At 38.5% G+C, this 24,735-nt stretch carries 30 protein-coding genes; 19 read left to right on the top strand and 11 right to left on the bottom strand.

The features are described 5' to 3' along the window. Positions 1–26: 26 nt before the first annotated feature. The 3 genes from RCG22_RS00450 to RCG22_RS00460 all read right to left on the bottom strand — a co-directional run bounded on the left by RCG22_RS00450 (position 27) and on the right by RCG22_RS00460 (position 2,526). On the bottom strand, positions 27–506 hold the full coding sequence (locus RCG22_RS00450; RefSeq protein ID WP_308105229.1) for a hypothetical protein: 480 nt from the start codon (positions 504–506) through the stop codon (positions 27–29). Between the two features lie 359 nt (positions 507–865). After that, entirely contained in the window at positions 866–1,963 is a 1,098-nt protein-coding gene (gene serC / locus RCG22_RS00455; RefSeq protein WP_308105230.1) for a 3-phosphoserine/phosphohydroxythreonine transaminase, read from the bottom strand. A gap of 326 nt (positions 1,964–2,289) precedes the next feature. Beyond that, positions 2,290–2,526, bottom strand: coding sequence for a hypothetical protein (locus tag RCG22_RS00460; protein WP_308105231.1), 237 nt, complete (start codon positions 2,524–2,526; stop codon positions 2,290–2,292). Between the two features lie 161 nt (positions 2,527–2,687). On the opposite strand from RCG22_RS00460, the gene RCG22_RS00465 reads away from it, so the two are divergent. Further along, on the top strand, positions 2,688–3,485 hold the full coding sequence (locus RCG22_RS00465; protein ID WP_308105232.1) for an MBL fold metallo-hydrolase: 798 nt from the start codon (positions 2,688–2,690) through the stop codon (positions 3,483–3,485). A 43-nt stretch (positions 3,486–3,528) separates the two neighbouring features. Here RCG22_RS00465 and RCG22_RS00470 read toward each other — a convergent pair whose 3' ends face one another. After that, a complete protein-coding gene (locus tag RCG22_RS00470; protein ID WP_308105233.1) occupies positions 3,529–3,666 on the bottom strand; it encodes a hypothetical protein in 138 nt (45 codons plus the stop codon). Between the two features lie 192 nt (positions 3,667–3,858). Between RCG22_RS00470 and RCG22_RS00475 the strand changes: the two genes are divergently transcribed. The 3 genes from RCG22_RS00475 to RCG22_RS00485 all read left to right on the top strand — a co-directional run bounded on the left by RCG22_RS00475 (position 3,859) and on the right by RCG22_RS00485 (position 6,149). Next, positions 3,859–4,593 (top strand): gamma-glutamyl-gamma-aminobutyrate hydrolase family protein, encoded by a 735-nt coding sequence (locus RCG22_RS00475; protein ID WP_308105234.1) that lies wholly within the window; start codon positions 3,859–3,861, stop codon positions 4,591–4,593. Between the two features lie 9 nt (positions 4,594–4,602). After that, on the top strand, positions 4,603–5,730 hold the full coding sequence (locus tag RCG22_RS00480) for a cysteine desulfurase family protein (RefSeq protein WP_374049412.1): 1,128 nt from the start codon (positions 4,603–4,605) through the stop codon (positions 5,728–5,730). 113 nt (positions 5,731–5,843) lie between these two features. Next, the gene (locus RCG22_RS00485) at positions 5,844–6,149 is read left to right on the top strand and encodes a BC1872 family protein (RefSeq protein ID WP_166257928.1); all 306 of its coding nucleotides are present in this window, start codon (positions 5,844–5,846) and stop codon (positions 6,147–6,149) included. 177 nt (positions 6,150–6,326) lie between these two features. Here the strand turns inward: RCG22_RS00485 and RCG22_RS00490 are convergent, their stop codons facing one another. The 4 genes from RCG22_RS00490 to RCG22_RS00505 all read right to left on the bottom strand — a co-directional run bounded on the left by RCG22_RS00490 (position 6,327) and on the right by RCG22_RS00505 (position 8,534). Further along, positions 6,327–7,106, bottom strand: coding sequence for a Cof-type HAD-IIB family hydrolase (locus RCG22_RS00490; RefSeq protein ID WP_308105235.1), 780 nt, complete (start codon positions 7,104–7,106; stop codon positions 6,327–6,329). Between the two features lie 97 nt (positions 7,107–7,203). Beyond that, entirely contained in the window at positions 7,204–7,884 is a 681-nt protein-coding gene (locus RCG22_RS00495; RefSeq protein ID WP_308105236.1) for a zinc metallopeptidase, read from the bottom strand. Between the two features lie 123 nt (positions 7,885–8,007). Next, positions 8,008–8,292: a hypothetical protein gene (locus RCG22_RS00500; RefSeq protein ID WP_308105237.1), complete on the bottom strand. Its 285-nt coding sequence runs from the start codon at positions 8,290–8,292 to the stop codon at positions 8,008–8,010. A gap of 50 nt (positions 8,293–8,342) precedes the next feature. Continuing rightward, entirely contained in the window at positions 8,343–8,534 is a 192-nt protein-coding gene (locus RCG22_RS00505) for a hypothetical protein (RefSeq protein WP_098261865.1), read from the bottom strand. Between the two features lie 167 nt (positions 8,535–8,701). On the opposite strand from RCG22_RS00505, the gene pdxR reads away from it, so the two are divergent. The 4 genes from pdxR (at position 8,702) to RCG22_RS00525 (ending at position 12,702) form a co-directional block, all read left to right on the top strand. After that, positions 8,702–10,138, top strand: coding sequence for a MocR-like pyridoxine biosynthesis transcription factor PdxR (pdxR, locus tag RCG22_RS00510; protein WP_308105238.1), 1,437 nt, complete (start codon positions 8,702–8,704; stop codon positions 10,136–10,138). Between the two features lie 396 nt (positions 10,139–10,534). Further along, entirely contained in the window at positions 10,535–11,194 is a 660-nt protein-coding gene (gene fsa, locus RCG22_RS00515; RefSeq protein ID WP_066256019.1) for a fructose-6-phosphate aldolase, read from the top strand. A gap of 176 nt (positions 11,195–11,370) precedes the next feature. Continuing rightward, on the top strand, positions 11,371–11,979 hold the full coding sequence (locus RCG22_RS00520) for a flavin reductase family protein (RefSeq protein WP_308105239.1): 609 nt from the start codon (positions 11,371–11,373) through the stop codon (positions 11,977–11,979). 120 nt (positions 11,980–12,099) lie between these two features. Beyond that, the gene (locus RCG22_RS00525; protein WP_308105240.1) at positions 12,100–12,702 is read left to right on the top strand and encodes an alpha/beta hydrolase; all 603 of its coding nucleotides are present in this window, start codon (positions 12,100–12,102) and stop codon (positions 12,700–12,702) included. 93 nt (positions 12,703–12,795) lie between these two features. Here RCG22_RS00525 and RCG22_RS00530 read toward each other — a convergent pair whose 3' ends face one another. After that, complete coding sequence (locus RCG22_RS00530) at positions 12,796–13,497, bottom strand: pirin family protein (RefSeq protein ID WP_308105241.1); 702 nt, start codon at positions 13,495–13,497, stop codon at positions 12,796–12,798. Between the two features lie 271 nt (positions 13,498–13,768). Between RCG22_RS00530 and RCG22_RS00535 the strand changes: the two genes are divergently transcribed. The 5 genes from RCG22_RS00535 (at position 13,769) to RCG22_RS00555 (ending at position 17,374) form a co-directional block, all read left to right on the top strand. Further along, entirely contained in the window at positions 13,769–14,401 is a 633-nt protein-coding gene (locus RCG22_RS00535) for an FMN-dependent NADH-azoreductase (protein WP_308105242.1), read from the top strand. A 235-nt stretch (positions 14,402–14,636) separates the two neighbouring features. Beyond that, the gene (locus RCG22_RS00540; RefSeq protein WP_308105243.1) at positions 14,637–15,800 is read left to right on the top strand and encodes a YecA family protein; all 1,164 of its coding nucleotides are present in this window, start codon (positions 14,637–14,639) and stop codon (positions 15,798–15,800) included. Positions 15,801–15,814: 14 nt separating this feature from the next. Continuing rightward, positions 15,815–16,804 carry a Gfo/Idh/MocA family protein gene (locus RCG22_RS00545; protein ID WP_308105244.1) on the top strand — a complete coding sequence of 330 codons (990 nt, stop codon included), beginning with the start codon at positions 15,815–15,817 and terminating at the stop codon, positions 16,802–16,804. Positions 16,805–17,007: 203 nt separating this feature from the next. Then, a complete protein-coding gene (locus RCG22_RS00550) occupies positions 17,008–17,148 on the top strand; it encodes a hypothetical protein (RefSeq protein ID WP_308105245.1) in 141 nt (46 codons plus the stop codon). A 49-nt stretch (positions 17,149–17,197) separates the two neighbouring features. Continuing rightward, entirely contained in the window at positions 17,198–17,374 is a 177-nt protein-coding gene (locus RCG22_RS00555; RefSeq protein WP_308105246.1) for a hypothetical protein, read from the top strand. Positions 17,375–17,438: 64 nt separating this feature from the next. Here RCG22_RS00555 and RCG22_RS00560 read toward each other — a convergent pair whose 3' ends face one another. After that, a complete protein-coding gene (locus RCG22_RS00560; protein ID WP_308105247.1) occupies positions 17,439–17,696 on the bottom strand; it encodes an HPr family phosphocarrier protein in 258 nt (85 codons plus the stop codon). A 541-nt stretch (positions 17,697–18,237) separates the two neighbouring features. Here RCG22_RS00560 and RCG22_RS00565 point away from each other — a divergent pair. The 5 genes from RCG22_RS00565 to RCG22_RS00585 all read left to right on the top strand — a co-directional run bounded on the left by RCG22_RS00565 (position 18,238) and on the right by RCG22_RS00585 (position 21,881). After that, on the top strand, positions 18,238–18,966 hold the full coding sequence (locus RCG22_RS00565) for an amino acid ABC transporter ATP-binding protein (RefSeq protein WP_308105248.1): 729 nt from the start codon (positions 18,238–18,240) through the stop codon (positions 18,964–18,966). A gap of 14 nt (positions 18,967–18,980) precedes the next feature. After that, the gene (locus RCG22_RS00570; protein ID WP_308105249.1) at positions 18,981–19,787 is read left to right on the top strand and encodes a transporter substrate-binding domain-containing protein; all 807 of its coding nucleotides are present in this window, start codon (positions 18,981–18,983) and stop codon (positions 19,785–19,787) included. 89 nt (positions 19,788–19,876) lie between these two features. Then, a complete protein-coding gene (locus RCG22_RS00575; protein ID WP_308105250.1) occupies positions 19,877–20,515 on the top strand; it encodes an amino acid ABC transporter permease in 639 nt (212 codons plus the stop codon). A gap of 12 nt (positions 20,516–20,527) precedes the next feature. Then, positions 20,528–21,190, top strand: a complete 663-nt coding sequence (locus RCG22_RS00580; protein ID WP_308105251.1) for an amino acid ABC transporter permease — start codon at positions 20,528–20,530, stop codon at positions 21,188–21,190. Between the two features lie 142 nt (positions 21,191–21,332). Continuing rightward, positions 21,333–21,881, top strand: a complete 549-nt coding sequence (locus RCG22_RS00585; RefSeq protein WP_308105252.1) for an NADPH-dependent FMN reductase — start codon at positions 21,333–21,335, stop codon at positions 21,879–21,881. A 66-nt stretch (positions 21,882–21,947) separates the two neighbouring features. Here the strand turns inward: RCG22_RS00585 and ilvB are convergent, their stop codons facing one another. After that, the gene (ilvB, locus tag RCG22_RS00590) at positions 21,948–23,618 is read right to left on the bottom strand and encodes a biosynthetic-type acetolactate synthase large subunit (protein WP_308105253.1); all 1,671 of its coding nucleotides are present in this window, start codon (positions 23,616–23,618) and stop codon (positions 21,948–21,950) included. A gap of 241 nt (positions 23,619–23,859) precedes the next feature. Here ilvB and RCG22_RS00595 point away from each other — a divergent pair, with 241 nt between their 5' ends. Next, a complete protein-coding gene (locus RCG22_RS00595; RefSeq protein WP_308105254.1) occupies positions 23,860–24,711 on the top strand; it encodes a MurR/RpiR family transcriptional regulator in 852 nt (283 codons plus the stop codon). The last annotated feature ends 24 nt before the right edge of the window (positions 24,712–24,735 follow it).

The following is a 24,735-nucleotide window of genomic DNA, read 5'->3' on the forward strand; positions in this document are numbered from 1 at the left end:
ACCCCATGCTTTAGCTATGGGGATACTCATAGAACGTGTTTTATTGTTTTTAAATGCTGAATGTGAATGCCAATATGTCCGATACCAATGATGATTGCAGATACAATCAGCCAAATAACTTCACCATAAATACCTAAAAGCAAAAAAGCCATGACAGGCAGACTAGCACCAGGTACGGGAATTCCATAAAAACTTCGATAAAAATTTTCTTCCGTATGTTCATTCATAAAATATCGAATCCAGCTAAGCTCATATAAAATCATTAGGAAAAATGATGCAAGTAGCCACCAGCTCCATGCTGAAAATGGAGCAATGTTAAAATCGCTAAAAAATAGTATGCTACAAGTGCAGCATACTTGTCCAACACGCTCAAACACTAGTAATATTCTGTTTTCCTGGGAAGGGTTATAGTCAATTGGCTTATTTTTGCTCCATATGATGTTTGGAATCCATAGCATTAATAAATAGATCAGCCCTACATATGAAAATCCGAAATGACCTAACATATAGTACCCCCTGATTATTCAATCCAACATTTTTAAAAAAAGTTTATCTATATTCCTTATTTTACCATTTATCAAACAACCAAAACTTACATTAAAATGAAATTATTATGAATTTTTCTTCAGTACCATAAAAAATCACCCTCATATAACAAAGTGAGGGTGATTTTCAATTTAAAAGATAAGAATGTATAAAGTTTCGACTTTGAAAATTGTCCAGCTCCAGCGCCCTAGCGGCTAGTGTCCTTCGCTCTCCGCCCTACGATAAGTCAACATCGATTCGCTATCGCTCTTCGTGTTTCCTTTATCTCAGTTGGAGCGCTCCAGGCCATACGCCGCTGAACAGGGCGCTTGCGCTTTTCTTAACTATTTTCTGTTTGGAATTGAATCATGAACTCTTTGAATGCCTGGCATGCCTCAACTGGAACGGCATTATATGCTGATACCCGGCATCCGCCAATGGAGCGGTGTCCGTTTACGCCTACAAAACCAGCCTGCTTTGCTTGCTCGAGGAATTTCTTTTCTAAGTCCTTTGATGCTAAGTTGAAGGTAAGATTCATGAGAGAACGACTGTCCGGTGTTGCATGGCCAATATAAAAACCATTACTAGCGTCAATAGTCTCGTATATCAGGTTCGCTTTTTTCTCATTCTGCTCAGCAATGGCAGATAACCCACCTAACTCCCGAGCCCAATTTAGGACCTCTCCGAGCATGTAGATGCCAAAGGTTGGCGGTGTGTTATACAAGGAATTATTTTTTGAATGCGTGCTGTATTTTAACATCGTTGGGATAGCTGTATTGGCTTGTTCAAGCAGGTCCTTGCGAATAATCACCACTGTTACCCCTGAAGGACCAAGGTTCTTCTGTGCGCCTGCATAAATAAGCGCAAACTTACTAACATCGATCGGTTTAGAGAGAATATCACTCGACATGTCTGCAATTAATGGAACATCTCCAGTGTCTGGGAAGTCCTTCCACTGAGTACCATAAATTGTATTGTTGGACGTTAAATGAAAATAAGCATCAGTTGAATTGTACAGTAATTGATCAAGAGTAGGGATGCTGCGGTAATTGCCTTCCTTCGTGGAAGCTGCATGGTAAACTTCACCAAATAGCTTTGCCTCTGTGAAGGCTTTCTCTGACCATGAACCAGTCATTACATATCCAGCTTTTTTCCCAGCTTGTAAAAAGTTCATCGGAATCATCGAAAACTGTAGACTAGCACCGCCCTGCAAGAAGAGGACTTCATGCGTATCAGGAATGGACAACAGTTCCTTTAAGCTGGCAATTGCCTGATTATGTACGTCTTCATAAGCCTTGCTTCGATGGCTAAGTTCCATAACCGACATGCCCGTACCTCGAAAATCTACCAGTTCCTCCTGAGCTTTTTCTAAGACAGAAATTGGTAACGCGGACGGACCTGCATTAAAATTATAAGTGCGGTGGACTTTCAGTTTCATTTTTATCACTCCATTTTTTCTTTTCTATGACTATACCATACTTATAAAATTCCGAAAATAAATTTAATTGTGAAATCGTGAAAAATTTCACTTTTTAATTAAAATATCGAATTTTAACTTTTCTCAGTTAGTCTTTGACTTCTGCGGGACCAAATAACGACTGGATGAGCAGAAGGGAAGGGAAGCTACCTGCAAAAGAGAGTCCCGCCTAACTTGTTTGTGCAACAACCATTCCCGAAAGTGCTCCACCGGATGCCCCAGCCAAATTAAAAAAAAAGCAAAAGGTGTCTCCAATCAATGGAAAGGCCTTTTGCTTCTAATTTTTATCAATAGTAATTAAAGCCCAAATAGATAATATAAATAATGATTGCTGCGATTGCGATAATCCAAACAAGAAATACAGGATTCAGTAAGTATGGGTGCCTTTGAGTGCTTTTATTGATTTGCGTATCAAATTCACCGGTTCTAGTACTAACCATTCTCCCAGTCCTTAGCGTGAAAATTAAACCGCCAATCAAAACTAACAAAGCAATACCAGACAAAATGAGATGCCAATTACTCAATTATATAACCACCTTTTTTTTCATATAATTTGAGAAAATGTGGTGAAATATGCATAAGCAGGTTTAAATTTCTTCAAGAAAACATGATTGATTATTCATTCATTTTTCGATACAGTTGTATTAACAATTTGGAAAATTCGAAAAAAGGGGTGTAGTTAACTATGTTAAATATGTTTACTAATGAGGACGTTATCTGCGTAGAAGGAAATATTCAAAGCTCAGGAATCATATTAGGAACGGTTTATTCCTTTTTAGTTGATGGAATGCTAATCGATACAGGGCCGCAATGTCTTGAAAAAGAACTGATCCCTATTTATGAGGACCTAAACTTTGAATTGGTTACATTAACCCATAGCCATGAAGACCATTCTGGTTTAGCTCCTTGGATTCAAACCAATAGGAATGTTCCAATTTATGTTCATCCGAAAGGAATAGGTATATGTGCGGAGTATTGTCCCTACCCGAAGTACCGGCAACTTACTTGGGGAGTTCGGTCTGTCTTTGATGCTTTGCCGCTTGGGGAGAACATTCAATCACGCAGTCAAGAATGGAAAATCATCTACACACCGGGACATGCTGATGACCATGTCTCATTTTTCCATGAAGAAAGCGGCCGACTATTTTCAGGCGATTTATTTGTCACATCACGAACGAAAGTCATTATGGACAGTGAATCCATCCCAGTGATCATTCAATCGATTCGCACCCTGCTCAACTATGATTTCCAAGCGTTATTTTGTTGTCATAGCGGCTATATTAAGGATGGAAAAAGCAAGATGATCCAAAAGCTAGATTACCTTGAAAATCTATCTGGTGAAGTGAATAATCTCTATAGAGAAGGTCGCTCCATTGATGAAATCACTCAATTGCTTTTTCCAAAAAAGTACCCAATTATAGCTTTTTCAGAAGGGCAATGGAATACTAGACATATCATCGCCTCAATTGTCGAAGAAAGTTAACTAAAAAAGCTAAAAAAGGTTTCAAGACCTTTTTTAGCTTTTTTTAGTTTACATTGGTTAATTCTGATAAATGAACCAACTGAATATTATGCAAACTATCTACTTCCTTTATTTCGCAAAAACCTGATGTGTATTTGTAAAGGATAATATATTTCTTGCCATTGTAAAGAACATGTTCCATTTTATCTCCATCCTTTGACTTTCTTAAAATTATTGTATATAAGCCATACATAGTAATCTATGATGTTCAATTAAAGAATATGTAAATTATTTTTGAAGAGTGTGACTTAGATATTCATTCAAAAAAACAATCTGGTAGAATGAGTGTGATAAGATACTCATACTAGCGTTTTTAGTTAGAGGAGGAATCGGTTTGAGTAAGAAACCAGTGATCGGCATATCAGGTGCCTATGTGAAACATAACGAATATATGGAAGGTGTCTATGTACACCATGATTATCATAAAAGTGTTGCTGCTAATGGAGGGATCCCGATTATTCTTCCCTATATTAGCCCCGAAATAGCATTAGAGACGCTTGTCTTATGCGATGGAATAATTCTTAGCGGGGGAGAGGACGTTGACCCAAAACTTTATGGCCAGGACCCGCATCGTCACTTAGGTCCAACTACACCCGAACGGGACATGGCGGAGATTGCAATGGTGAAATATGCACTTGAAAACAATATCCCATTGCTTGCGATTTGCAGAGGTGTTCAAATTTTGAATGTCGCCCTTGGCGGTACGTTAATCCAGGACATCCCGAGTCAAGTTAAAGAACCAATCCAACACTCACAGAAAATAGAGAGAAGTTGGGAGACTCACTGGGTGACCATCAATACGGATAGCAAATTATTTGAAATCGTTGGTTCTGAACGGGTACGTGTGAATAGTCTCCATCATCAGTCAATCGATAAGGTAGCCAATGATCTTAGAGTTGTTGCCCAATCCTCTGACGGGATTGTTGAAGCTGTAGAGTATATCCATCCAACCACATTTACGGTCGGTGTCCAGTGGCATCCTGAATCAATGGCTAACACAAACGATGAGATGAATAATGTGTTCAAAGAATTTATAAACAGCTGTGTAAAAGTCCCAATTTCGATTTAAGGGAAAGGAATGATTCAATTGATGGAAAAAATTTATCTGGATTACAATGCTAGTACACCGATTGCTCCTGAAGTCGCCGAGGCAATGAAACCGCTGTTAGATCATTTTTTTGGGAATCCATCAGCCTTACATTGGGCAGGGCTACCCGTGAAGGAATTATTACATCAAGCCAGAGCACAGGTGGCGGAATTAATTGGCTGTACCCCAAGAGAAGTAATTTTTACAAGTGGTGGCAGCGAAGCCAATAACCTTGCGTTAAAAGGTTTTTATTTTAAAAATCGACATAAAGGCAATCATATCATTACTTCTAAAATTGAACATCCTGCGATTATCAATCCTTGCAAATTTCTTGAACAAATTGGGGCAAAGGTCACATATGTAGACGTGGATCGGGATGGGAAAGTTTCACTAGAAACAATAAAAAAAGCGATCACAAAGGAAACAATCTTGATTTCGATTATGCATTCCAACAACGAAACAGGTACCTTGCAGCCCATCAAAGAGATTGGGGAAATCGCTCAAGAACATGGGATTACTTTCCATACGGATGCTTCCCAATCGGTCGGTAAGGTCCCGGTGAATGTGGGCGATTTGAAAGTAGATATGCTTACGATTGCCGGCCATAAGCTCTACGCACCAAAGGGAATTGGGGCACTGTATATAAGAGAGGGAATCCATTTGGAACCGCTTATCCATGGAGCGGGGCATGAGTTTGGACTTCGTGCCGGTACTGAAAATACGTTATTAGCAGTGGGCTTAGGAACGGCTTGTGAAATTGCTAAGCAACAGGTGGGGAATACTGGAATAAAAGATTTAACCGATTATTTTTGGAATCGACTAAATGATGCCTTCGGGGATCAAGTCGTTTTGAATGGGCACCCGGAAGACCGTCTGCCCAATACATTAAATATCAGTTTTGTCAGAAGAATAGGTCAAGAACTGTTAGATTCCATCCCTCAGTTAGCAGCGTCAACTGGATCGGCCTGTCATGCCGGCAGTATTGAACTATCACCCGTCTTAAAAGAAATGGATGTTCCTGAAGAGGTAGGAATGGGTGCAATTCGCTTTAGTTTAGGCAGGTATACGACGAAAGAAGAGCTTGATCGAGTGATGGAATCGTTGAAGGGAATTGTGTAATAGCGAAGGCCATTAATTTTCTGGAAGTGTCATTAAATTGAAGATGATTTGATAGGACCGGGCCGATGAAAATGGTAGAATAAAAAAATCAAGAGAGAAGGAGTTAATAGGCCATGAACCAAGTAGAAATTATCGCTCGGAGAATACTAGGTTGGAAGTTAAATAGGTGGGACAGATGGTTTGATTTTGAAAAGGGGACATTCATTCCAGTAACTGATTTTCAACCTGAACAAAATCTTGACCATGCGATGCTCATCGTAGAAAAATTAAAAGATTTCGGCTTTACTTATACAACGAATGGGGTTTCTGAAGTTTGCTTTAATAACATATGTGAAACGGGCGAAACATTAGCACAAGCCATCACTAATGCAGCCTTCACGATTGCTGATAACAGTACGATTGCAGAAGGATGGATGTAAAATTACGAAGGCGATCCATACATATAAAAAAGCTTGTAGAACTAAGTCCTATAAATGGACCAAATCCTACAAGCTTTTATTTTTACTTATTTCTCAGTTAAACAGTAATAAACCCATCCAATATTTCATGACTGAAAATTACAATGTCATTAGGCAACACAGACAAGAGCCCTCTGTTTAAATTAAACCGAGACGCTCTAATCCATAGCGGACACCATCTTCTTCGGCAGAGAGTGTTACCATATTGGCCACTGCTTTCAACTCATCACGTGCATTTCCCATGGCGACTCCCATTCCTACCAGTGATAGCATTTCCATATCATTTAAACCATCCCCAAAAGCAACCGCCTCATCTGGGGCAACTCCAAGCTTTTCTAATAATTTACTAAGTCCCACAGCTTTGTTTGATTTGGACAGATTCACATCACAGGTGCGTGCCCCTGAACTCCATCTGCGAAAATCCAGTTCTGGAACCTTTGTCTGATAGGATGACTCCTCCTCCAGATCACAATGAAGGAAGATTTGATAAATATCCTGGTCTTTCCAAAATTGCGGCGGGGCAAGCTCCGGTTTCCATGGATCATGCTGATACGCTTCTAAGACGAAGGGATGATCTAAATGTGTAACTCTAAAGCTGGTATCGCCTAAAAAAGTAAGAGGGTGATGAAAGTCATTGGATAATTGATGGACTTTTTCTAGTACATGCTTCTCAATGGAATTCTTGTATATTTCTTTTCCTTCATGGAAGGCAAAGGCGCCATTAAAAAAGACCATAGAATCGACCCCGGTATCTTGAATAATCGACTCTGTAAAATATGGTGCTCTTCCGGTAGCAATTACCACTTTCATCTGTTTCTCTTTTAAGCGCTGAATGGCATCCTTTGTGGCATGACTAAGTGTTTTACCATGCGGGAGGATGGTTCCGTCTATATCTAAGATGACAACTTTATAATTCATAAAACACACTCCCAATATTCATTCACAGTATTTCTATAGCAAAGTATATCATGTAAGAGAAAAAATAAGACCCCGATACAGGGAGTCTTATTGTAAATTAGTCATCGTTATTTTGCATTCCAGTAAACATGAGAACAAAACGAAGTAACTCAGCAATTGCGACCACTGTCGCAGCTACATAGGTTAATGCTGCAGCATTTAGTACTTTCTTTGCTCGATATTCCTCTTCATTCCTAATAAGACCAGAACCAATCATTACATTCAATGCTCTAGAACTTGCATTGAATTCAACTGGTAAGGTAACGACTTGAAAGAGCACTGCAGCGCCCATTGCAAGTATACCTAGTAATAAAAAGTTGGCAGATGAAAGAAGAATGCCAATTAAAATTAGTATGAACGAAAAATTCGAGCCAATATTAGCCACAGGCACTAAGGCATGTCTTACGCGTAAAGGAACATATCTGTCCTTTTGCTGTAGACAGTGTCCAACCTCGTGAATCGCAACGGATACCGAAGCAATGGATGTACCATGGTAGTTTGTTGAAGATAATCTCACACTTCTACTTCTTGGGTCATAGTGGTCAGATAAGTGACCTCTCACTTCTTCGACCGTAACATCGTATAAACCATTTTGATCCAAGATTCTTCTAGCTGCTTGGGCCCCGGTCAATCCAGAGGAGGCTCCCACTTTTAAAAATTTAGAATAGGTATTTCGTAAGTACATTTGCACGAATAGTGGTATGATCATGATTAGAATAAAATAAACAATAAAACCCATGAAGTATGCTCCTTCTACAGATGACTAATTTATATCTTTAGTATACTTTATGGGTCAGTTTTTTAGTATTAAAGTGCTCGTGAAAAAGGGCTTAACCAGTATGGTAAGTTCTTTTTCTCTGGACTACTTTTTACTTCGTTTATTCCGATAAGCAATAATACTTGTTTTTAACGAAGCATATGACCCGATCGCTGCATAGCCGTAAAACCAGCCCATAAATATACCGCCAAGTGTGTTGTGCTTGTGACTGATAAAAATGGAAATACCTAGTCCAAATAAAAGTGCAATCGTTGGTACAAACCATTTTGGTAATACAAAATACACCTTTATTAGTTGAGTTAACAATATTATGATGGGGATTGCAAAAATCGCATCCCAAAAGTTCGTTTTTATAGTAGGGAAATCCACAGAACAACACACCTTTTTAAGCTTATTATGTGTGTTCTACGATAGGAATATTAGTTCATACTGATATACCAAGCTAATCCTCCGATTGCACCTAAGATAACGATCACATAAATTGCTGTCAACCTTATTGTGTTTTGTTTTGCGGAGCTTTTATAGTTTTCATCTGGTTTCCCCAAGAGCGCAAGCGTACCAACAAGGGCTGCTATTAAAACGATAATAATAAGTGCCATACCGATCTTCATTTTTTTCATCCTCACATATATGATAAAATTATTTATTTGCTTTAGACAAAGTATAAATTCTATTTTAAGGTTAAAATGATAAAAAATGACCATCCAATTACTAAAAAAATTGACCATCCACTTATTTATCATAGTAGGTCCCAATTAATTGGAGAGGAGAGGAAATTGTGAACTGGAAACCAGATCGAACAAATAAAAGACCAATTTATAAACAAATTGCCGATTACATTGAACAAGGTATTTCCACAGGCCTATATTCACCGGAGACGATGTTACCTTCAGAACGGACCTTGGCTGAAATGCTTCATGTGAATCGCAGTACAGTGGTAGCAGCATATGAAGAATTACAGTCAATGGGGATTGTGGAGAGAAAAAAAGGGAGTGGAACCATTGTCAGTACAGATATCTGGGGACTCGAGCATAGACGTATTCCAAACTGGAGCAGATATTTGGAGCGAGGCTCATTTCTTCCCAACCTTCCTGTTGTTCAAAGAATTCGTAAGGAAACACAGGAAAATGATCTTATTAATATGGCAAGCGGTGAATTGTCACCAAGTCTATTCCCAAATGAGCAATTTCAACGTATCCTGTCCGAGCGCCCCTTTACAGGCTATCTTGGATATGACGATCCACAGGGGAGTGAAGAACTAAGAGATACGATTGCTACGCATGTGAAGGAGTATAAGAATATAAATACAGATTCTTCTTTGATTCTAATTACATCCGGTGCCCAGCAAGCTCTCCATTTAATCGTTCAATGCCTACTTAAACCTGGTGACGCTGTTGCGATTGAGGATCCTTCCTATTGCTATTCACTTCCAATTTTCCATACGGCTGGTTTAAAAATCTATCGATTACCTGTCGATTCACATGGAGTCAATCCCGATGACCTTGTTCATTTTCATAAGAAACATCGGATTAGAATGATTTTTTTAAACCCTGACTATCAAAATCCAACCGGAACAGTTCTTTCAATGGAAAGACGAAAACAAATTTTCAACCTCTCGGCTGAATACGGTATCCCGATTATTGAAGATGACCCCTATAGTTTAACCTCCTTTGATGGAGTGGTAAATTCAACTTTAAAATCAATGGATGATAACGGAAATGTTCTCTATATAAGTTCTTTGTCCAAAATTATTGCTTCCGGGTTGCGCATCGGTTGGGTAATAGGTCCTGCAAAGGTCGTCCAACGGCTTGCTGACGCCAAACAACAAGTGGACTTTGGACACAGTATTTTTCCCCAATGGGTAGCGAATCAATTTCTCGGTTCCGAGTACTTCCATCCGCATATTCATTTTTTAAGAAAGCAGCTGAAACTAAGGAGAGATCAGATTGTTTCAAGCCTTAAACAATTATTGGATGACAAAATTTCCTTCTCTATTCCAAATGGCGGAATCCATCTGTGGTGCAAATTAAATGAGCCTGTAGATGAACAAAAGTTACTTGAGGAATCAATTAGAAAGGGGATTCAATTTGTTCCGGGAGGGATATTAGGTTCAGAAAAGGGGAGTCAGCGTTTTACATATGGCAGGGTGGAAACAAGTTCCATCCATGAAGGGGTCGAAAGGTTTTCGGAAGCGTTAATCAACATAGAAAAATGATGGGGACGAAACATATAAGAAGGTCTCAACTTGTGTCATGAATTATTCAAAAAATAATAATACATGTAATTCAAGATATATTTATTGACGGATTTTGTCGGAAAGTTATAATATGGTTAGGTAAAGTGTAAAAAAGACACGCAAATAAAAAATCCAGTTTTAATATTTAAAATCTAGAAAAGACTACTAAAGGATTTTATATCCATCTTAAAAAGATTTGTTAGAAAAATATAACAAAATATTGAAATCTTTGAGGGAAAACATATAAAATAAGTAGATGCAGCTTTAGATCTTAAAACAGCAACATAGTTATTGCTATTTCACTATTTATACGCCCGCTCCATGAATATTGCGGACACGCTGTTGAAAAAATAAATATTTTGGAGGAATTTTACTATGAAATTTTTTATCGATACTGCAAACTTAGAGGAAATTAAAAAAGCCTATAAAATTGGCGTATTATCAGGTGTAACAACTAACCCATCTTTAGTCGCAAAAGAAGGCGTGAAATTCGAAGATCGTATTGCGGAAATTTTAAATGCCGTACCAGAGGTTGAATCTGTTTCTGCCGAAGTAACACCAAATGCTTTGACAGCAGAACAAATGATTGCTGAAGCAGACGAACTCATTAAAATTAACGGCGGTGATAAAAATATTACCATTAAACTTCCAATGAACTTAGATGGACTAGAAGCTTGCCGCTATTTAACAAAAAAAGGTGTTAAAACGAATGTTACGCTCATTTTTAGTGTGAACCAGGCATTACTGGCTGCTCGTGCAGGAGCTACTTATGTTTCCCCATTCTTAGGTCGTTTGGATGATATTAACGAAGATGGTGTAGAATTAGTAGCAAAAATCGCTAAGATGTTCCAGGTTCAAAAATTAGATTCACAAATTATTGCAGCATCTGTTCGCCACCCAGATCATGTGACTCGTGTAGCAATGGCTGGAGCTCATATCGCAACTATTCCATTCAAGGTAATTGAGCAATTATCAAAACACCCTTTAACAGACCAAGGTTTAGAGAAGTTTGCCGCTGACTGGAAAACTGTCTAATAATTAATAGAAAACATAAGGGCGTTACTTCCTGATTTCTAAAGGAGGCTAACGCCTTTAAATCACAAAAATATCACGAATTCAAGATTCTTGATTTATAAATATTATCAATAATTTAATCAATTTTATGACATCATAATAAAACAGGACTGATTATAGGAAAAGGAATGATTTCTTTGCTTTCAATTGATCCAGCCTTAATGTCTGAAAGAGAAAATTATAAGTTTTTAATAGGAAGTATCATACCTAGACCGATTGCATTTGTCACTACGATTTCAAAACAGGGCGTTTTAAATGGTGCGCCTTTTAGTTATTTTAATATCGTGTCATCTAACCCCCCGATGATCTCCCTATCTATTCAACGCTCTGGGGGGAGACAAAAGGATACAGCAAGAAACATCATCGAGTCTAAGCAATTTGTTATTCATATCGTTGATGAACAAAATGTTGATAAAATAAATAAAACAGCAGCAAGCCTTCCGCCTGATCAGAGTGAAATTGAGTTAGCTGACTTAACACCAGTCGAAAGCGTGAAAATCTCTGTACCAGGTGTAAAAGAAGCCAAGGTTCGAATGGAATGTACTTTAGAGCATACCTTAGAATTGGGAGACCAAGATAAACCAGGGTGTGATTTTATTATCGGGAAAGTCGTTCAATTTCATATTGAAAGTGACATTTATGAAAAGGGAAGAATAGATCCAGGTGGTTTAGCAGCGGTAAGTCGATTAGCAGGGAATAATTACGCCAAAATTGGTGAAATTTTTGAAATCGAAAGGCCCAAATAACTCTTAAAATCCCATTTTGAAAGGGAGAGTAAAGATGAAGATAACAGTGGGCAATTATCAAATTTTAGCAATGGGAAACGGTGCACAAAGAAATATCGAGTGTTTGGAGGGAAATTACTAATGAAACATATATTCAATAAGGGGAAAAATCCAACAAAACCAACGCTATTTTTGTTACATGGTACGGGAGGCAATGAATTAGATTTGCTGCCACTTGCAGGAATGATTGATGATGAGGCAAATGTGCTTAGCGTACGCGGGAATGTATTAGAAAATGGCATGCCACGGTTTTTCCGCAGATTAGCTGAAGGCGTTTTTGATGAAGAAGACCTTATTTTTCGAACAAAAGAATTAAATGAGTTTCTGGATGAAGCAGCGGAAAAGTATGGCTTTGACAGAGATAATATCATGGCAATTGGTTATTCGAATGGAGCAAATATAGCGGCAAGTCTATTATTTCATTATCAACATGCTTTAAAAGGGGCGATCCTTCATCATCCAATGGTACCGAGAAGAGGAATGGATCTCCCTGATTTATCAGGGAAAACGGTGTTTATTGCAGCGGGAACGAACGATCCCATATGCTCCCCAACGGAATCAACTGATTTACAATCATTATTAGAAAAGGCTAATGCGAAGGTAGAAATTCATTGGGAGAATCGAGGTCACCAATTAACCATGCAAGAGGTAGAGGCAGCAGCACAATGGTATCGAAAATTATAGCAGGCCATAAAGAATACATTAAAAAAATTGATCAGCTGAAAATAAAAGTCTGATGGGATCCTCATTCCATCAGACTTTGTTCTATTGCCCAAACTAGTTCGCTTTTTTCATTTCGATAAGCAAAATATGCGACGTTTTCTCGGCCCGTATTGTCATATCTTCTTCAACAACCTCTAATCCATCTCTATCAGAGAGTTCTATACCGTTTATGAGTGAAGTTCCTTCAATTTGAACTAAATAAGCCTGCCTACCTACACTCACCGGAAAGCTTATTTCCTTTCCTTGCTGCAACTCCAAGGAGTAAATATTTGCGTCTTGGTTAATTTTAATTGGAGCATCGCCGTCTAATCTTGAAACCATGTGCAGCCAATTATCTTTTCGATCATCCCAATTAAATCTAAAATCACCATAGGCTGGTGTATGACCATATTTGTCTGGTAAAATCCAAATTTGTAAAAACCTTGATGTATCTTCTCCTAAATTATGCTCACTATGAAGCACACCTGTTCCTGCACTCATATATTGAACTTGTCCGCGTGTTATGGTATTTTTATTGCCCATGTTATCACCATGAGTCAATTCACCATTCACCACATAGGATATAATTTCCATATTTTTATGTGGATGTGTTCCAAATCCTGTTTGGGGATTAATTAAATCATCGTTGATTACTCGTAAAACCCCGAATTGAATATTTTCTGGATTATAATATTCTGCAAATGAAAAGTGAAATTTACTTCTTAACCAACCGTGATTACTAGAACCCATCGTTTTACTGTCCATTTTTCTTAACATAATATACTCTCCCATCTATTGAAAAATTAAAGTGTGATTTTATCTCGAATTCGAGATAATTATATATTCTATCTGGTCTAGTGTCAACGTAAATATTCTAGAGCAAACATCATTATCTATTCTAATAGAATAATATATATTGGAAGTGGAGAAGTGGAAATATATCCTAATAGAGTTCTATTGACAAGTATAGTATATTATTATATTATTAATTCGAGATAAATGGTTTGGAGATAATAAAATTAAAGGTAAATAAAGGAGAATAATATAAATGAATGTATTAGTAGTTAAAGCAAATAATCGTCCAGCTTCAGAGGCTATTTCAAGTAAGATGTATGAAACCTTTATGGAAAATTTAGAGGGTGTAAATGTCACTACTTTCGATGTTTTCGCTGAAGATATGCCATACTTTGGCCAGGATTTATTCAACGCTTTTGGTAAATTAGAATCAGGTGAAGAAATGACGGATCTAGAAAAACGTCTTCTTGCTGCAAAACAAAAAGCAATGGATGCCCTAACAGCTGCTGACTTAGTAGTTTTCGCATTCCCATTATGGAACTTAACCATCCCAGCACCATTACAAACGTTTATTGATTATGTATACCAAGCTGGTTTCACTTTCAAGTACGATGAAAATGGACAAGCAGTACAATTAATGACACACAAAAAAGCGATTATCCTAAATGCACGCGGCGGCGTTTACTCAGCACCAGAAGCAGCACCAATGGAAATGGCCGCTTCTTATATCAGAAACGTTGTCGGTTTAGTATTCGGTATGGAAATCGTCGATGAAGTAATTATCGAAGGCCATAATGCAATGCCAGCACAAGCCGAAACGATTATCGCTGAAGGACTAGAAAAAGTAAAAGAAGCAGCAAAAAAATTATCAGCAGTCGCTGTTTAATAACTAAATAGGCCTATGAAGTAAAAAATAAAGAAGCTTGAATTTCAAGCTTCTTTATTTTTATCTATTTAATCCCATTTATCTGACAGCAACGCCCGAAATTAAACGAAGTTTGCACTTTTTCGTATTGGTGCCTGACACCATTTTATTCGATAATGAAGAGAATCCTTTGGTGATGCACTAAAAATCAAATATAATATGAAGAAAGAGAAATAGTGGTGAAGGGACTGATATTATGGACTTTTTAGAAAAAATAAAACCGTACATCGTTAGTAATGATGTTTTAATCCAAGAAACCGTGCTGCATGCATTACACGATTACCCCAACGTCCCAGAAGAATGGACGATCGAATTATTGAAGGAAGCCTTTAAAAACGAGGACAAGCGCTCCTCTATTTTAATCTATGTAGAAAACATGAAAATTAATGAAAATGCTGTCAAGGTTCTGCTAGAAAATATCCCTTTGATGGACAAGACCAAGAACCATTTAGCAGTTAATTTATTAAACCGTATGGACCCAGAGCTTGCATTAAAATATAAAGAGGCACTCCAAGGATACATTAGTGAGGATAGTTGGTCATTATATGAACTCATTATGAATGGGACAGAGGATGAAGTTTTCAACGAGTTTTTAAAAACAATCCATACCCTTGACAATGCCGAAACTTATCAACATCCTGTTTACATAAAAGCAAAAAAACTGGCTGCATGTATCGTCCAAAATGGCTGGATTACAGAAGAAGAAATCGATATTATTCTTCAAGAGGAATTAAATGAACAATGGTTTACATTTAATGGAATCCTTACGGTTTATATGATTGGATTAATGAAACTAGAAAAGCATATTCCATTAGTAGCAAGTTTCTTGGACCGTGATTATGATATCTTGTTAGAAGAAGTTTCATCCGCATTAATTGGTTTTCAATCGGATGAAGTAGTGAAAGCAGTAGCGCCTTATTTAATAAATTCGGATTCGATTATTTATGCTAGTTCTGTTATCGAAAATATAAAATCTGATCATGCTGTTGAGGTTTTAAGAGAGGCTTACCGTAGTTTGGAAGAACTCCAAGATCAGGATATTTTAATTGAAGCTCTCTGTCATCAGCTATCCAATGAGGCATTGCCAGAAATTAGCGACCATATGAAAAAAGAATACTTCTCAAGCCTAGTCGATATTGAACAGACCGTTTATAGTTATTACACTATATTAGGCGAGCAGCATCCGGAATTAATGGATTGGAAACTAGCAGCACTAGAAAGAGAAATAGAATTTAGAAATGTTAGTAAACAGGGGGGAAGTCCACAAAGTGGTCCTGTCTTAAAGGAAAATAAAGTAGGTCGAAATGATCCATGTCCGTGCGGAAGCGGCAAAAAATATAAAAAGTGCTGCGGCAAATAAAGGAGAAGAGTGCGATGAAGTTGGAAAAAGTTCGTTGGGGAATTATCGGATGCGGTGATGTAACGGAAGTGAAAAGTGGTCCGGCCTTTCAAAAAATTAACCATTCTGAATTGGTTGCGGTGATGAGAAGAACGGGTAAACTTGCCGAGGATTACGCAAAAAGGCACAATGTCCCAAACTGGTATGATAGTGCAGATGATCTGATTAATGATCCTAATGTGGATGTAATCTATATTGCCACACCGCCAGGATCACATAAAGAATATACAATGAAAGCAGCTAAGGCTGGTAAACCTGTATATGTAGAAAAGCCAATGGCACGAAATTACGCGGAGTGCCAAGAAATGATCGCAAATTGCGAGGAGGCAGGAGTGCCATTATATATTGCATACTACCGCAGGGCCCAGAAGCGCTTTTTAAAAATTAAAGAGCTGTTGGAGAATGGGGAAGTTGGAGATATTAGATTTGTATCATCGACGCAGTATCAAAAGGCATCCCCGGATGTATTGGACCCGCAAAATTTACCTTGGCGGGTTCAACCCGAATTGGCAGGCGGGGGACTATTTTATGATTTAGCTAGCCATACACTTGACATATTAGATTTTTTGCTCGGACCGATTACCTCTGTGCAAGGTTTTGCTTCGAATCAAGCGGACTATTATCGTGCCGAAGATATCGTCACAGGCACTTATAGGTTTGAATCTGGTATCCATGGTGTTGGAAATTGGTGTTTTACTGCTTTTGAAGACGTTGATGTCAATGAAATCGTGGGAAGCAAAGGGAAAATCACCTTTTCCACTTTCGGAAACGATCCGATCGTATTGACAACAACACGTGGAACGGAGCAATGGAGTTTCGAACCGCCGGAGCACGTCCATCAACCCCTTGTCGAAACCATTGTGGCAGACTTAACAACTGGTAGTTCTCAGTGCCCAAGCAGTGGAGTTTCGGGTGCCAGAACAAACTGGGTCATGGGTGAATTAGTGAAGAATTATTATTTGTAAAATTGGATTAGGATCTACCTAAAGCGGTGGGTTCTAATTTTTTATCCAGAGTGTACGGGCCTTTCAGAAAATGGATGGTGCCTGGTACTTTTTTTTTATGGAATTCAGTGTTTTTAATATATGTAAGCGCATACATTTATAGAGAGCACTGGAGGTGATATTGTTGATTTATCCTTATGGGAATGATTATATCAAATATTTAAATGATAAAGGATCACATGGCATCACGTATGAACAATGGAAATTTAAAAATGGTAAACAATACTCAGACAAGTGCAGACAATGCGGACACGGGAAAGACCGGCTTCAGCCTTGTCCAAAGTGTAATTATTAAACGCCTTTAGGCGTTTTTTCTTTGGAATCCCCGAAAAAACTCATTCGCTGATAGAACGTGTGAATGCTAGGCTAGGCAAATCTACTATTCGCTCATTGAATGCCAAGATTCGCTCATTGAAAGTAAAAATTCGCTCATTGGATACTGGAATCCGCTCATTGAAGGCGAGAATCCGCCCATTAATCCTAAAAAACTACAAAAATGGGAGAGTATTAATAGTGCAAGTGAATAATTAGAAACAAGGAGATCGCATAAAGATCGAAAAGCGACAAAATCCCCTTGTTTCTATTAAAAAAGCTCCTACTCTAGCATTTCCAACGTTTGAATTACCTCTTGAAGTGCTTCTATTTCATCGTCCCCGGAAGCCTCTAATATGATTTCTGCCCGTTTGGGAATTGCTAACGATAACACGCCGAGGACTGATTTTACATTGACTTTTCGTCCTTTGTAAGTAAGAAAAATATCTGCATTAAATCGCGAAGCATTCTGAACTAATTTATTGACCGGCTGAGCATATAAACCTGCATTTCTGTTAATTGTTACAGTTTGTTGTATCATAATTAACCTCCCTGGTGAGCTTTTGTAGAACATGTAAGTAATACATATCTCTTATGTATGAAACTACCTTTTAAAAAATGCTCTGCTTGAATCAATTGGGGTCAATTTATGTGAAAGAAAGTTCTCGCTTTTTATTTTACAGGCAAAATTAAATAGAACCTAGGCACCTAGAATACTATGAATTTGAATACTGGTGATGGGGGTTTATTCAGCGGTTAAATGGTTTCCTGGCGGTCAATCCATTCTGGTTCAGAAGATAAATTCCCCTTTAGATAATGACTTAGGCAGACTGTGACATTATTCTTATATATTTTACATATTTAACCTAATTTTACGGAATAGTAGTATGTTTTGCCTGAAATTTCATGTGCATAAGATATAAAAATATGAATCCACTTCAAAAAAGGGTTAATGCAGGAATAAACTAGGTAAATTGTCACTATTTGACAATTCGACAGCATATTAATATAATTTAACTTATTCTGAAAATTTCCAAAAGTGGAATTCGTGTATTTAATAGGTTTTTATCAGGAGGTCTGGAATGATTGAATTTAAGCAGGTAAATAAATTCTATGGGGATTTTCATGTCTTAAAGAATATTAATCTCACAATCAACCAAGGGGAAGTAGTCGTCGTAATAGGTCCTTCCGGTTCAGGAAAAAGTACCTTGTTGCGCTGTATCAACCATCTTGAAACAATCACTGACGGGACACTCACCGTAAATGAGATATCAGTAGGGGATAAAAAAACAGATATCAATAAGCTAAGGCGAAATATTGGCATGGTTTTTCAGCATTTCTATTTGTATCCCCACAAAACAGTGCTTGAAAATATTACTCTAGCTCCCATGAAAGTATTGGGGCAATCCGAAAAAGAGGCTAAGGATACTGCCAAGCATTATCTCGCAAAGGTAGGCATATTAGATAAGGCCGAATCTTATCCTTCCCAGCTTTCGGGTGGTCAGCAGCAGCGTGTAGCCATCGCCCGCGGCCTTGCAATGAAACCGGAAATCATGCTTTTCGATGAACCAACCTCAGCACTCGATCCTGAAATGATCGGCGAGGTATTAGATGTAATGAAAGCACTCGCCAAAGAAGGGATGACGATGGTCGTGGTGACCCACGAAATGGGCTTTGCCAGGGAAGTTGCAGATCGAATCGTTTTTATGGATGAGGGGCGAATATTAGAAGAAGCAATTCCGGCTGAATTTTATGAGAACCCGCGTGAAGAACGTGCTCGATTATTCCTCAGCCGTATATTAAATCATTAAATGGAGGTAAAGGAATGTTCAAAAGAAAGAATCTCGTAAAAATGGCTTTAGTATCAACAATGGCGGCATTATTGCTTGCAGGTTGCGGCGGGAACAAGGCTTCTAATGAAGGAAGCAAGGATGTACTCGCCCAGATTAAAGAAGATAAAAAAATTGTGTTTGGTGTAAAACATGACACTCGTTTGTTTGGATTGAAAAATCCTTCAACTGGTGAGGTGGAAGGATTTGATATTGATCTTTCTAAAGCACTGGCTGAAGAAATGTTTGGCAAAGATGTTAAGCCTGAGTATGTGGAGGTTACATCGAAAACAAGGGTAGGTCTTCTAAATAATGGGAAAGTTGATGCTGTTGTCGCGACGATGACCATAAACGAAGAACGTAAAAAAGAAGTCGATTTTACGGATGTATATTTTGATGCCGGACAATCATTGCTAGTGAAAAAAGGCAGCAAGATTAAGAGTATTGAAGACTTAAAAAAGGGAACGAAGGTACTTGCTGTTAAAGGCTCGACCTCATCAGTAAATATCCGTGAAAAAGCTCCTGAAACAACTGTGCTTGAATTCGAAAACTATGCAGAAGCTTTTACAGCCTTAAAGTCAGGAAAGGGTGACGCCCTGACCACAGATGATGCAATTCTGTATGGGATGGCAGAAGAAGATCCGTCATTTGAACTAGTCGGAGGAACGTTCACAGAAGAGCCTTATGGAATAGCTGTTAAAAAAGGCAATCAAGCGCTTGTTGATGGGTTGAATAAAGCTTTAAAAAGTCTGAAGGATTCAGGGAAGTACGATGAAATTAAGGATAAATGGATTAAAAATTAATTATTTATAACCGGTTTCATGTCAGGTTGAGCAGTGTCTGTCCTCAAGGTGACGGGCCTGCTCATTCTGATGAATTAGGAGGAGATCGTTTGCTGGATTTCTCGATACTAACGAATAATATCGATTCATTTTTGGAAGGTTTAAAAATAACGATTATTTCCAGTTTAATAGCTTTATTATCGAGTTTTATTTTAGGAACACTTATTGCCGTTATGCGAATTGCCCCAGTTAAACTTCTTAACGGGCTGGGTTCGGTATACATTGAATTTATCAGAAATATACCTGTACTAGTTATCGTGTTTTTTACATATTTATCTGGGAACTTTGGTGGAATGACAGCAGGAACTATTGGTTTAACTATCTATACAGCCGCTTTCATTGCCGAAGCCATACGTGCCGGTATTATGTCTGTTCCAAAAGGACAAATGGAATCCGCCCGGTCCACAGGATTGAGTTACGGCCAGGCAATGAGAATGGTTATTCTCCCTCAAGCTATAAAGATTGTCATCCCTCCTCTTGGCAACCAATTTATCAATTTAGTAAAAAATTCATCTTTATTAGCAGTCGTCGCAGGCGGGGATTTAATGTATCAGGGAGATTTAATTTCGGCAAAAACATACATAACATTTGATACCTATGTGTTCGTGGCCTTATTTTATTTAATTTTAACGATACCTTTAAGCCTTGGCGTAGGATTTTTAGAAAAACGCATGGCTAAAAGTAATTAAGGAGGTGCATAGATGGAGTTTCTAGCACCGTTCATTGAAGTATATACACCGGACAATCTTAAATTTTTACTAGAAGGATTTGGGGTAACCTTAAAGGTTGCTGCCATTTCAATTGTCCTTAGTTTTATTATTGGCAGTCTCATAGGGACGCTCAGATATGCAAAAATTCCTGTTGTTTCGAAATTACTAGCCTTAATCGTTGAGACAATTCGTAACCTTCCTTTGTTGCTGATCATTTTTTTCACTTATTTTGCATTGCCCGAAATAGGGATTGAAATGGAAATAACATCAGCGGCAATCGCTGCCTTGACGGTTTTTGAATCTGCTATGATATCAGAAATTATCCGAAGCGGTTTAAACTCGATCGAAAAAGGACAGATGGAAGCAGGACGTGCTTCTGGATTAAACTACATCCAGACCTTACGTTATATCATCCTGCCCCAAGCACTGAGAAGAATGGTTCCTCCTCTGGTGAGTCAATTTATTTCTTTGCTAAAAGATACATCTTTAGCTGTGGTTATCGCCTTACCGGATTTATTGCACAATGGACAAATTATTTACGCGCAAAAGGGATCGTATGTGATACCTGTCTTTATCATGGTGGCGTTGATGTACTTTATCGTAAATTATACTTTGTCACTAGTGGCTAAGCGGCTAGAATTAAAGCGGACGTAAGAAACTCCGGCTCAACGAATGGGCCGGAGTTATTGCAAATTATTTGACAATCCAAATAGTGTCAGATATTAATTAGGACATGGGCAACACCGACATGCTATTGCTTTTGACAAAAATATCAACAATACTTTGGAGGTTCATCATGAAAATCGTCACAATTGTAGGTAGTTTAAGAAAAGAATCGTTTAACATGAAGCTTGCTAAAACAATACAAGATCGTTACAAGGACAAAATGAATCTTGAAATTGCCGACATCCGTTCTCTGCCTCATTTTGATCAGGACGAGGAAAACAACCCACCACAATCTGTCAAGGATTTTAAGGCTGCAATCGCAAGTGCGGATGGGGTGCTCATCATTACACCAGAGTTCAACTGGTCCATTCCTGGTGTTTTAAAGAACGCATTAGATTGGACATCTAGGGTGGACAAGGTTTTTATTGGTAAACCAGTAATGGCTTTAGGTGCGACCCTTGGTTTACTTGGAACCGTCCGTGCCCAAATGCATTTGCGTGAAATTCTAGCAGCGCCTGGTATTCAGGCTAAGATTCTTCCACCTGGAGGAAACGAGGTACTGATTGGTTTGGCAAATCAGAAGTTTGATGAACAAACTGGGAAGTTGGTTGATGAAGGAACACTTAGTTTCTTAGACAGTAAAGTAGATGCGTTTATTGATTTTGTAAAGTCTGTCTGAAATTAGACTATTTATCACGTGAAAAACGCCAAACCGTTGGATCATATCAATGGTTTGGCGTTTTTTTTAACGTGAGAGGATGGTTTGATGGTTATTATGGTTAGGCGGCACCATCGGATACACATTTTCTTCTTCCATAATATTAAACTCCATCAGAACGGGGCCGGTATGTTGAAATGCTTCCGAAACGATCTGTTTGGCTTCTTCCTCAGTCTGGGCACTAAATCCCGCAACACCATAGGCCTGAGCCAACTGGGCGAAATTTGGTGATCCCATTTTAACCTCCGAGTAACGGCGCTGATAAAACAGTTCTTGCCATTGACGCACCATGCCAAGGTAGCCATTATTCAAAATGGCGATTTTGAGCGGCAGTTGATACTTTACAGCTGTGATTAATTCTTGTAGATTCATTTGAAAGCTGCCATCACCAGAGACACAAATGACCGACCTTCCCGGGCAAGCGGCGGCTGCTCCAATCCCTGCAGGCAGACCGTAGCCCATCGTCCCCAACCCTCCCGATGTAATCAATGTCCGCGGCTGGGTAAAAGCATAATGATGAGCCGTCCATATTTGATGCTGGCCCACATCCGTAACCACAACGGTATCCTGAGTGGAATGGTCACTTAACATCCGAATAACTGTCTGAGGGTTTAGCACACTGTTGGAGTGATCAAACCGAGGGACTGTCCGTTTCCATCCCACCACCTCAGTAGTCCAACTTTCTGTATTGGCAGTAATCTTTGGATAATCTAATTGATTTTCCAAAGAAAGAAGAAATTCTTTTGCATCACTGACAATTGGCACATCAACAGAAATAATTTTATTAATTTCAGCGGGGTCGATATCGACATGAATCCTTTTCGACGAGGGTGAAAAACCGCTGATTCTTCCTGTTACTCGGTCACTGAAACGAACCCCAATACTAACTAAAAGGTCACAATGATGGACCGCTTTATTCGCGGCAAAGGTTCCGTGCATTCCGAGCATCCCTAGGTACAACGGATTTCTTGCTTCCATCGCACCAATCCCTAAAAGGGAACTGACAACCGGAATTCGAGATTGCTTGATTACTTCTCTTAAAGGATCCGCAGCTCCTGAAGCAATAACCCCGCCCCCAATGAAAATCACTGGCTTTCTTGCCGATTCAATTAAATCAATAGCCATTTTCAGTGAATTTTCTTGGCACCGACTCTTACTAGCGATTCGTCCAAAACGATGATTCTGCGCTTCATTTATAGTGGTATTTGTTGTAAGTTCTAACAAAACAGGCCCAGGTCTCCCATCAGCGGCAATCGATAGGGCCTGTTTAAGGCCATCTTTGATGCATTCGATGGTATTTATTTTTAAGGTGTGCTTTGTTATTGCCGTGGTAAGTCCAGAAATGTCCAAGTCATGAAACGCTTCGTGATGGTTATGAAGCGAATTATTTTGTATTTGTCCTGCGATGATAACTACCGGCACCGAGTCACTATAAGCAGTTGCGATCCCGGTAATGCTATTCGTAATACCAGAAGCAGTGGTTAGCAGGACGACACCAGGTCTGCCCGTAGCACGCGCGAAACCATCCGCAGCATGGACAGCAGCTTGCTCATGCTGGAGCCGGACATAACGGACCGTTGAATTTTCGTTTGAAAGCAAAAACTCATGGTCATCACAACCAAAAAAGCAGTTCACACCGAGAGTGCTTAACGTATCTATAAACATTTCAACATCTGAAAAACCTTTAATCAAAGTCATGCCTTCACCTGATTTCTATTTTTAAAGAATATTCTAAATTATTCAGATGGAAATGTATGTGAAATAAATCATGTTTCTGTTTATTTTTAAATGTTTTCAATATCACAGTAATAAAAATAGTAAATTTTTAATAAAAAAGATTTCTAAATATTCAACAAATAATGTATAATAAAAAACAATAAAGAAGTTCCTGCAACAAAATTATTTTATGAAGGATTTCCTGCACGATTAGGAGGAACATATGAAGAGCTTTGAAACGATTATTAAGGAAAAATATGAAACTTTGTCCCCAGGGCAAAAAAAAGTGGCCAAACATCTAATAGAAAAACTAGATGAATCTGCGTTTACCACTGCTACGATGATTGGACGAAAGGTGGAAGTTAGTGAAACTACTGTCATCCGTCTTTCCTATGCGTTGGGATTTAATGGATTCAGTGAAATGCAGCATTACATTCAACAGCAAATCGTAAAAAAAAGTTTACATCCCTTTAACTCCGATCCGAAAACCGAAAGTCGAGTAGAAGAACACAGCTCACTATTCACAGAACTCTTGGAAAAGGAAATTCTATCTCAGCGGCAAACCAATCATCAACTCAATGAAACTGAATTGTGGAAGGTTGTTGATGTATTAATCAAAGCAGATCGAATCTTCATTTTGGGTATGGGTGCATCCTATGCACCAGCACACTGGTTTTCTTTTCAGCTTCATACACTTCGGGAACATGTTACACTATGCCCCTCAACAGGAGAAATCTATGAGCGTTTAGCTGATTTGAGTGATCAATCTGTGCTATTTGTTATCTCGTTTCCTCGTTATTCGAAGGAAACCCTGCATATTGCAGAGTGTGCAAAAAAACAAGGGGTACCATTGGTTTGCGTTACTGATCGTTTATTATCTCCGCTTGGTCGAATGGCCGATTATACACTGACAACCGAAGAAGATTCTGAATCAGCTGCCCATTCTATCACCCCTGCAATCATTTTGTTGGATTATATCATTGCTGGGATGAATGTGAAGGATTCAGTGCAAATCCAAATCAGACAACAAAAATTAGAAGAACTATATTCGAACTACGGTGTTTTTGTTGAATGAACAAATAAGGAAGGGAGTTCCAAC

The organism is Neobacillus nitrireducens, from assembly GCF_030915405.1.
Classification (GTDB): Bacteria; Bacillota; Bacilli; order Bacillales; family Cytobacillaceae; genus Neobacillus.

Bases quoted from the DNA above. Each gene is read 5' to 3' on its own strand.
- RCG22_RS00450 (WP_308105229.1), bottom strand. From the start codon at position 506: ATGTTAGGTCATTTCGGATTTTCATATGTAGGGCTGATCTATTTATTA.
- serC (WP_308105230.1), bottom strand. From the start codon at position 1,963: ATGAAACTGAAAGTCCACCGCACTTATAATTTTAATGCAGGTCCGTCC.
- RCG22_RS00465 (WP_308105232.1), top strand. From the start codon at position 2,688: ATGTTAAATATGTTTACTAATGAGGACGTTATCTGCGTAGAAGGAAAT.
- RCG22_RS00470 (WP_308105233.1), bottom strand. From the start codon at position 3,666: ATGGAACATGTTCTTTACAATGGCAAGAAATATATTATCCTTTACAAA.
- RCG22_RS00480 (WP_374049412.1), top strand. From the start codon at position 4,603: ATGATTCAATTGATGGAAAAAATTTATCTGGATTACAATGCTAGTACA.
- RCG22_RS00485 (WP_166257928.1), top strand. From the start codon at position 5,844: ATGAACCAAGTAGAAATTATCGCTCGGAGAATACTAGGTTGGAAGTTA.
- RCG22_RS00490 (WP_308105235.1), bottom strand. From the start codon at position 7,106: ATGAATTATAAAGTTGTCATCTTAGATATAGACGGAACCATCCTCCCG.
- RCG22_RS00495 (WP_308105236.1), bottom strand. From the start codon at position 7,884: ATGGGTTTTATTGTTTATTTTATTCTAATCATGATCATACCACTATTC.
- RCG22_RS00505 (WP_098261865.1), bottom strand. From the start codon at position 8,534: ATGAAGATCGGTATGGCACTTATTATTATCGTTTTAATAGCAGCCCTT.
- fsa (WP_066256019.1), top strand. From the start codon at position 10,535: ATGAAATTTTTTATCGATACTGCAAACTTAGAGGAAATTAAAAAAGCC.
- RCG22_RS00525 (WP_308105240.1), top strand. From the start codon at position 12,100: ATGAAACATATATTCAATAAGGGGAAAAATCCAACAAAACCAACGCTA.
- RCG22_RS00530 (WP_308105241.1), bottom strand. From the start codon at position 13,497: ATGTTAAGAAAAATGGACAGTAAAACGATGGGTTCTAGTAATCACGGT.
- RCG22_RS00535 (WP_308105242.1), top strand. From the start codon at position 13,769: ATGAATGTATTAGTAGTTAAAGCAAATAATCGTCCAGCTTCAGAGGCT.
- RCG22_RS00540 (WP_308105243.1), top strand. From the start codon at position 14,637: ATGGACTTTTTAGAAAAAATAAAACCGTACATCGTTAGTAATGATGTT.
- RCG22_RS00545 (WP_308105244.1), top strand. From the start codon at position 15,815: ATGAAGTTGGAAAAAGTTCGTTGGGGAATTATCGGATGCGGTGATGTA.
- RCG22_RS00550 (WP_308105245.1), top strand. From the start codon at position 17,008: ATGATAAAGGATCACATGGCATCACGTATGAACAATGGAAATTTAAAA.
- RCG22_RS00560 (WP_308105247.1), bottom strand. From the start codon at position 17,696: ATGATACAACAAACTGTAACAATTAACAGAAATGCAGGTTTATATGCT.
- RCG22_RS00565 (WP_308105248.1), top strand. From the start codon at position 18,238: ATGATTGAATTTAAGCAGGTAAATAAATTCTATGGGGATTTTCATGTC.
- RCG22_RS00570 (WP_308105249.1), top strand. From the start codon at position 18,981: ATGTTCAAAAGAAAGAATCTCGTAAAAATGGCTTTAGTATCAACAATG.
- RCG22_RS00580 (WP_308105251.1), top strand. From the start codon at position 20,528: ATGGAGTTTCTAGCACCGTTCATTGAAGTATATACACCGGACAATCTT.
- RCG22_RS00585 (WP_308105252.1), top strand. From the start codon at position 21,333: ATGAAAATCGTCACAATTGTAGGTAGTTTAAGAAAAGAATCGTTTAAC.
- ilvB (WP_308105253.1), bottom strand. From the start codon at position 23,618: ATGACTTTGATTAAAGGTTTTTCAGATGTTGAAATGTTTATAGATACG.
- RCG22_RS00595 (WP_308105254.1), top strand. From the start codon at position 23,860: ATGAAGAGCTTTGAAACGATTATTAAGGAAAAATATGAAACTTTGTCC.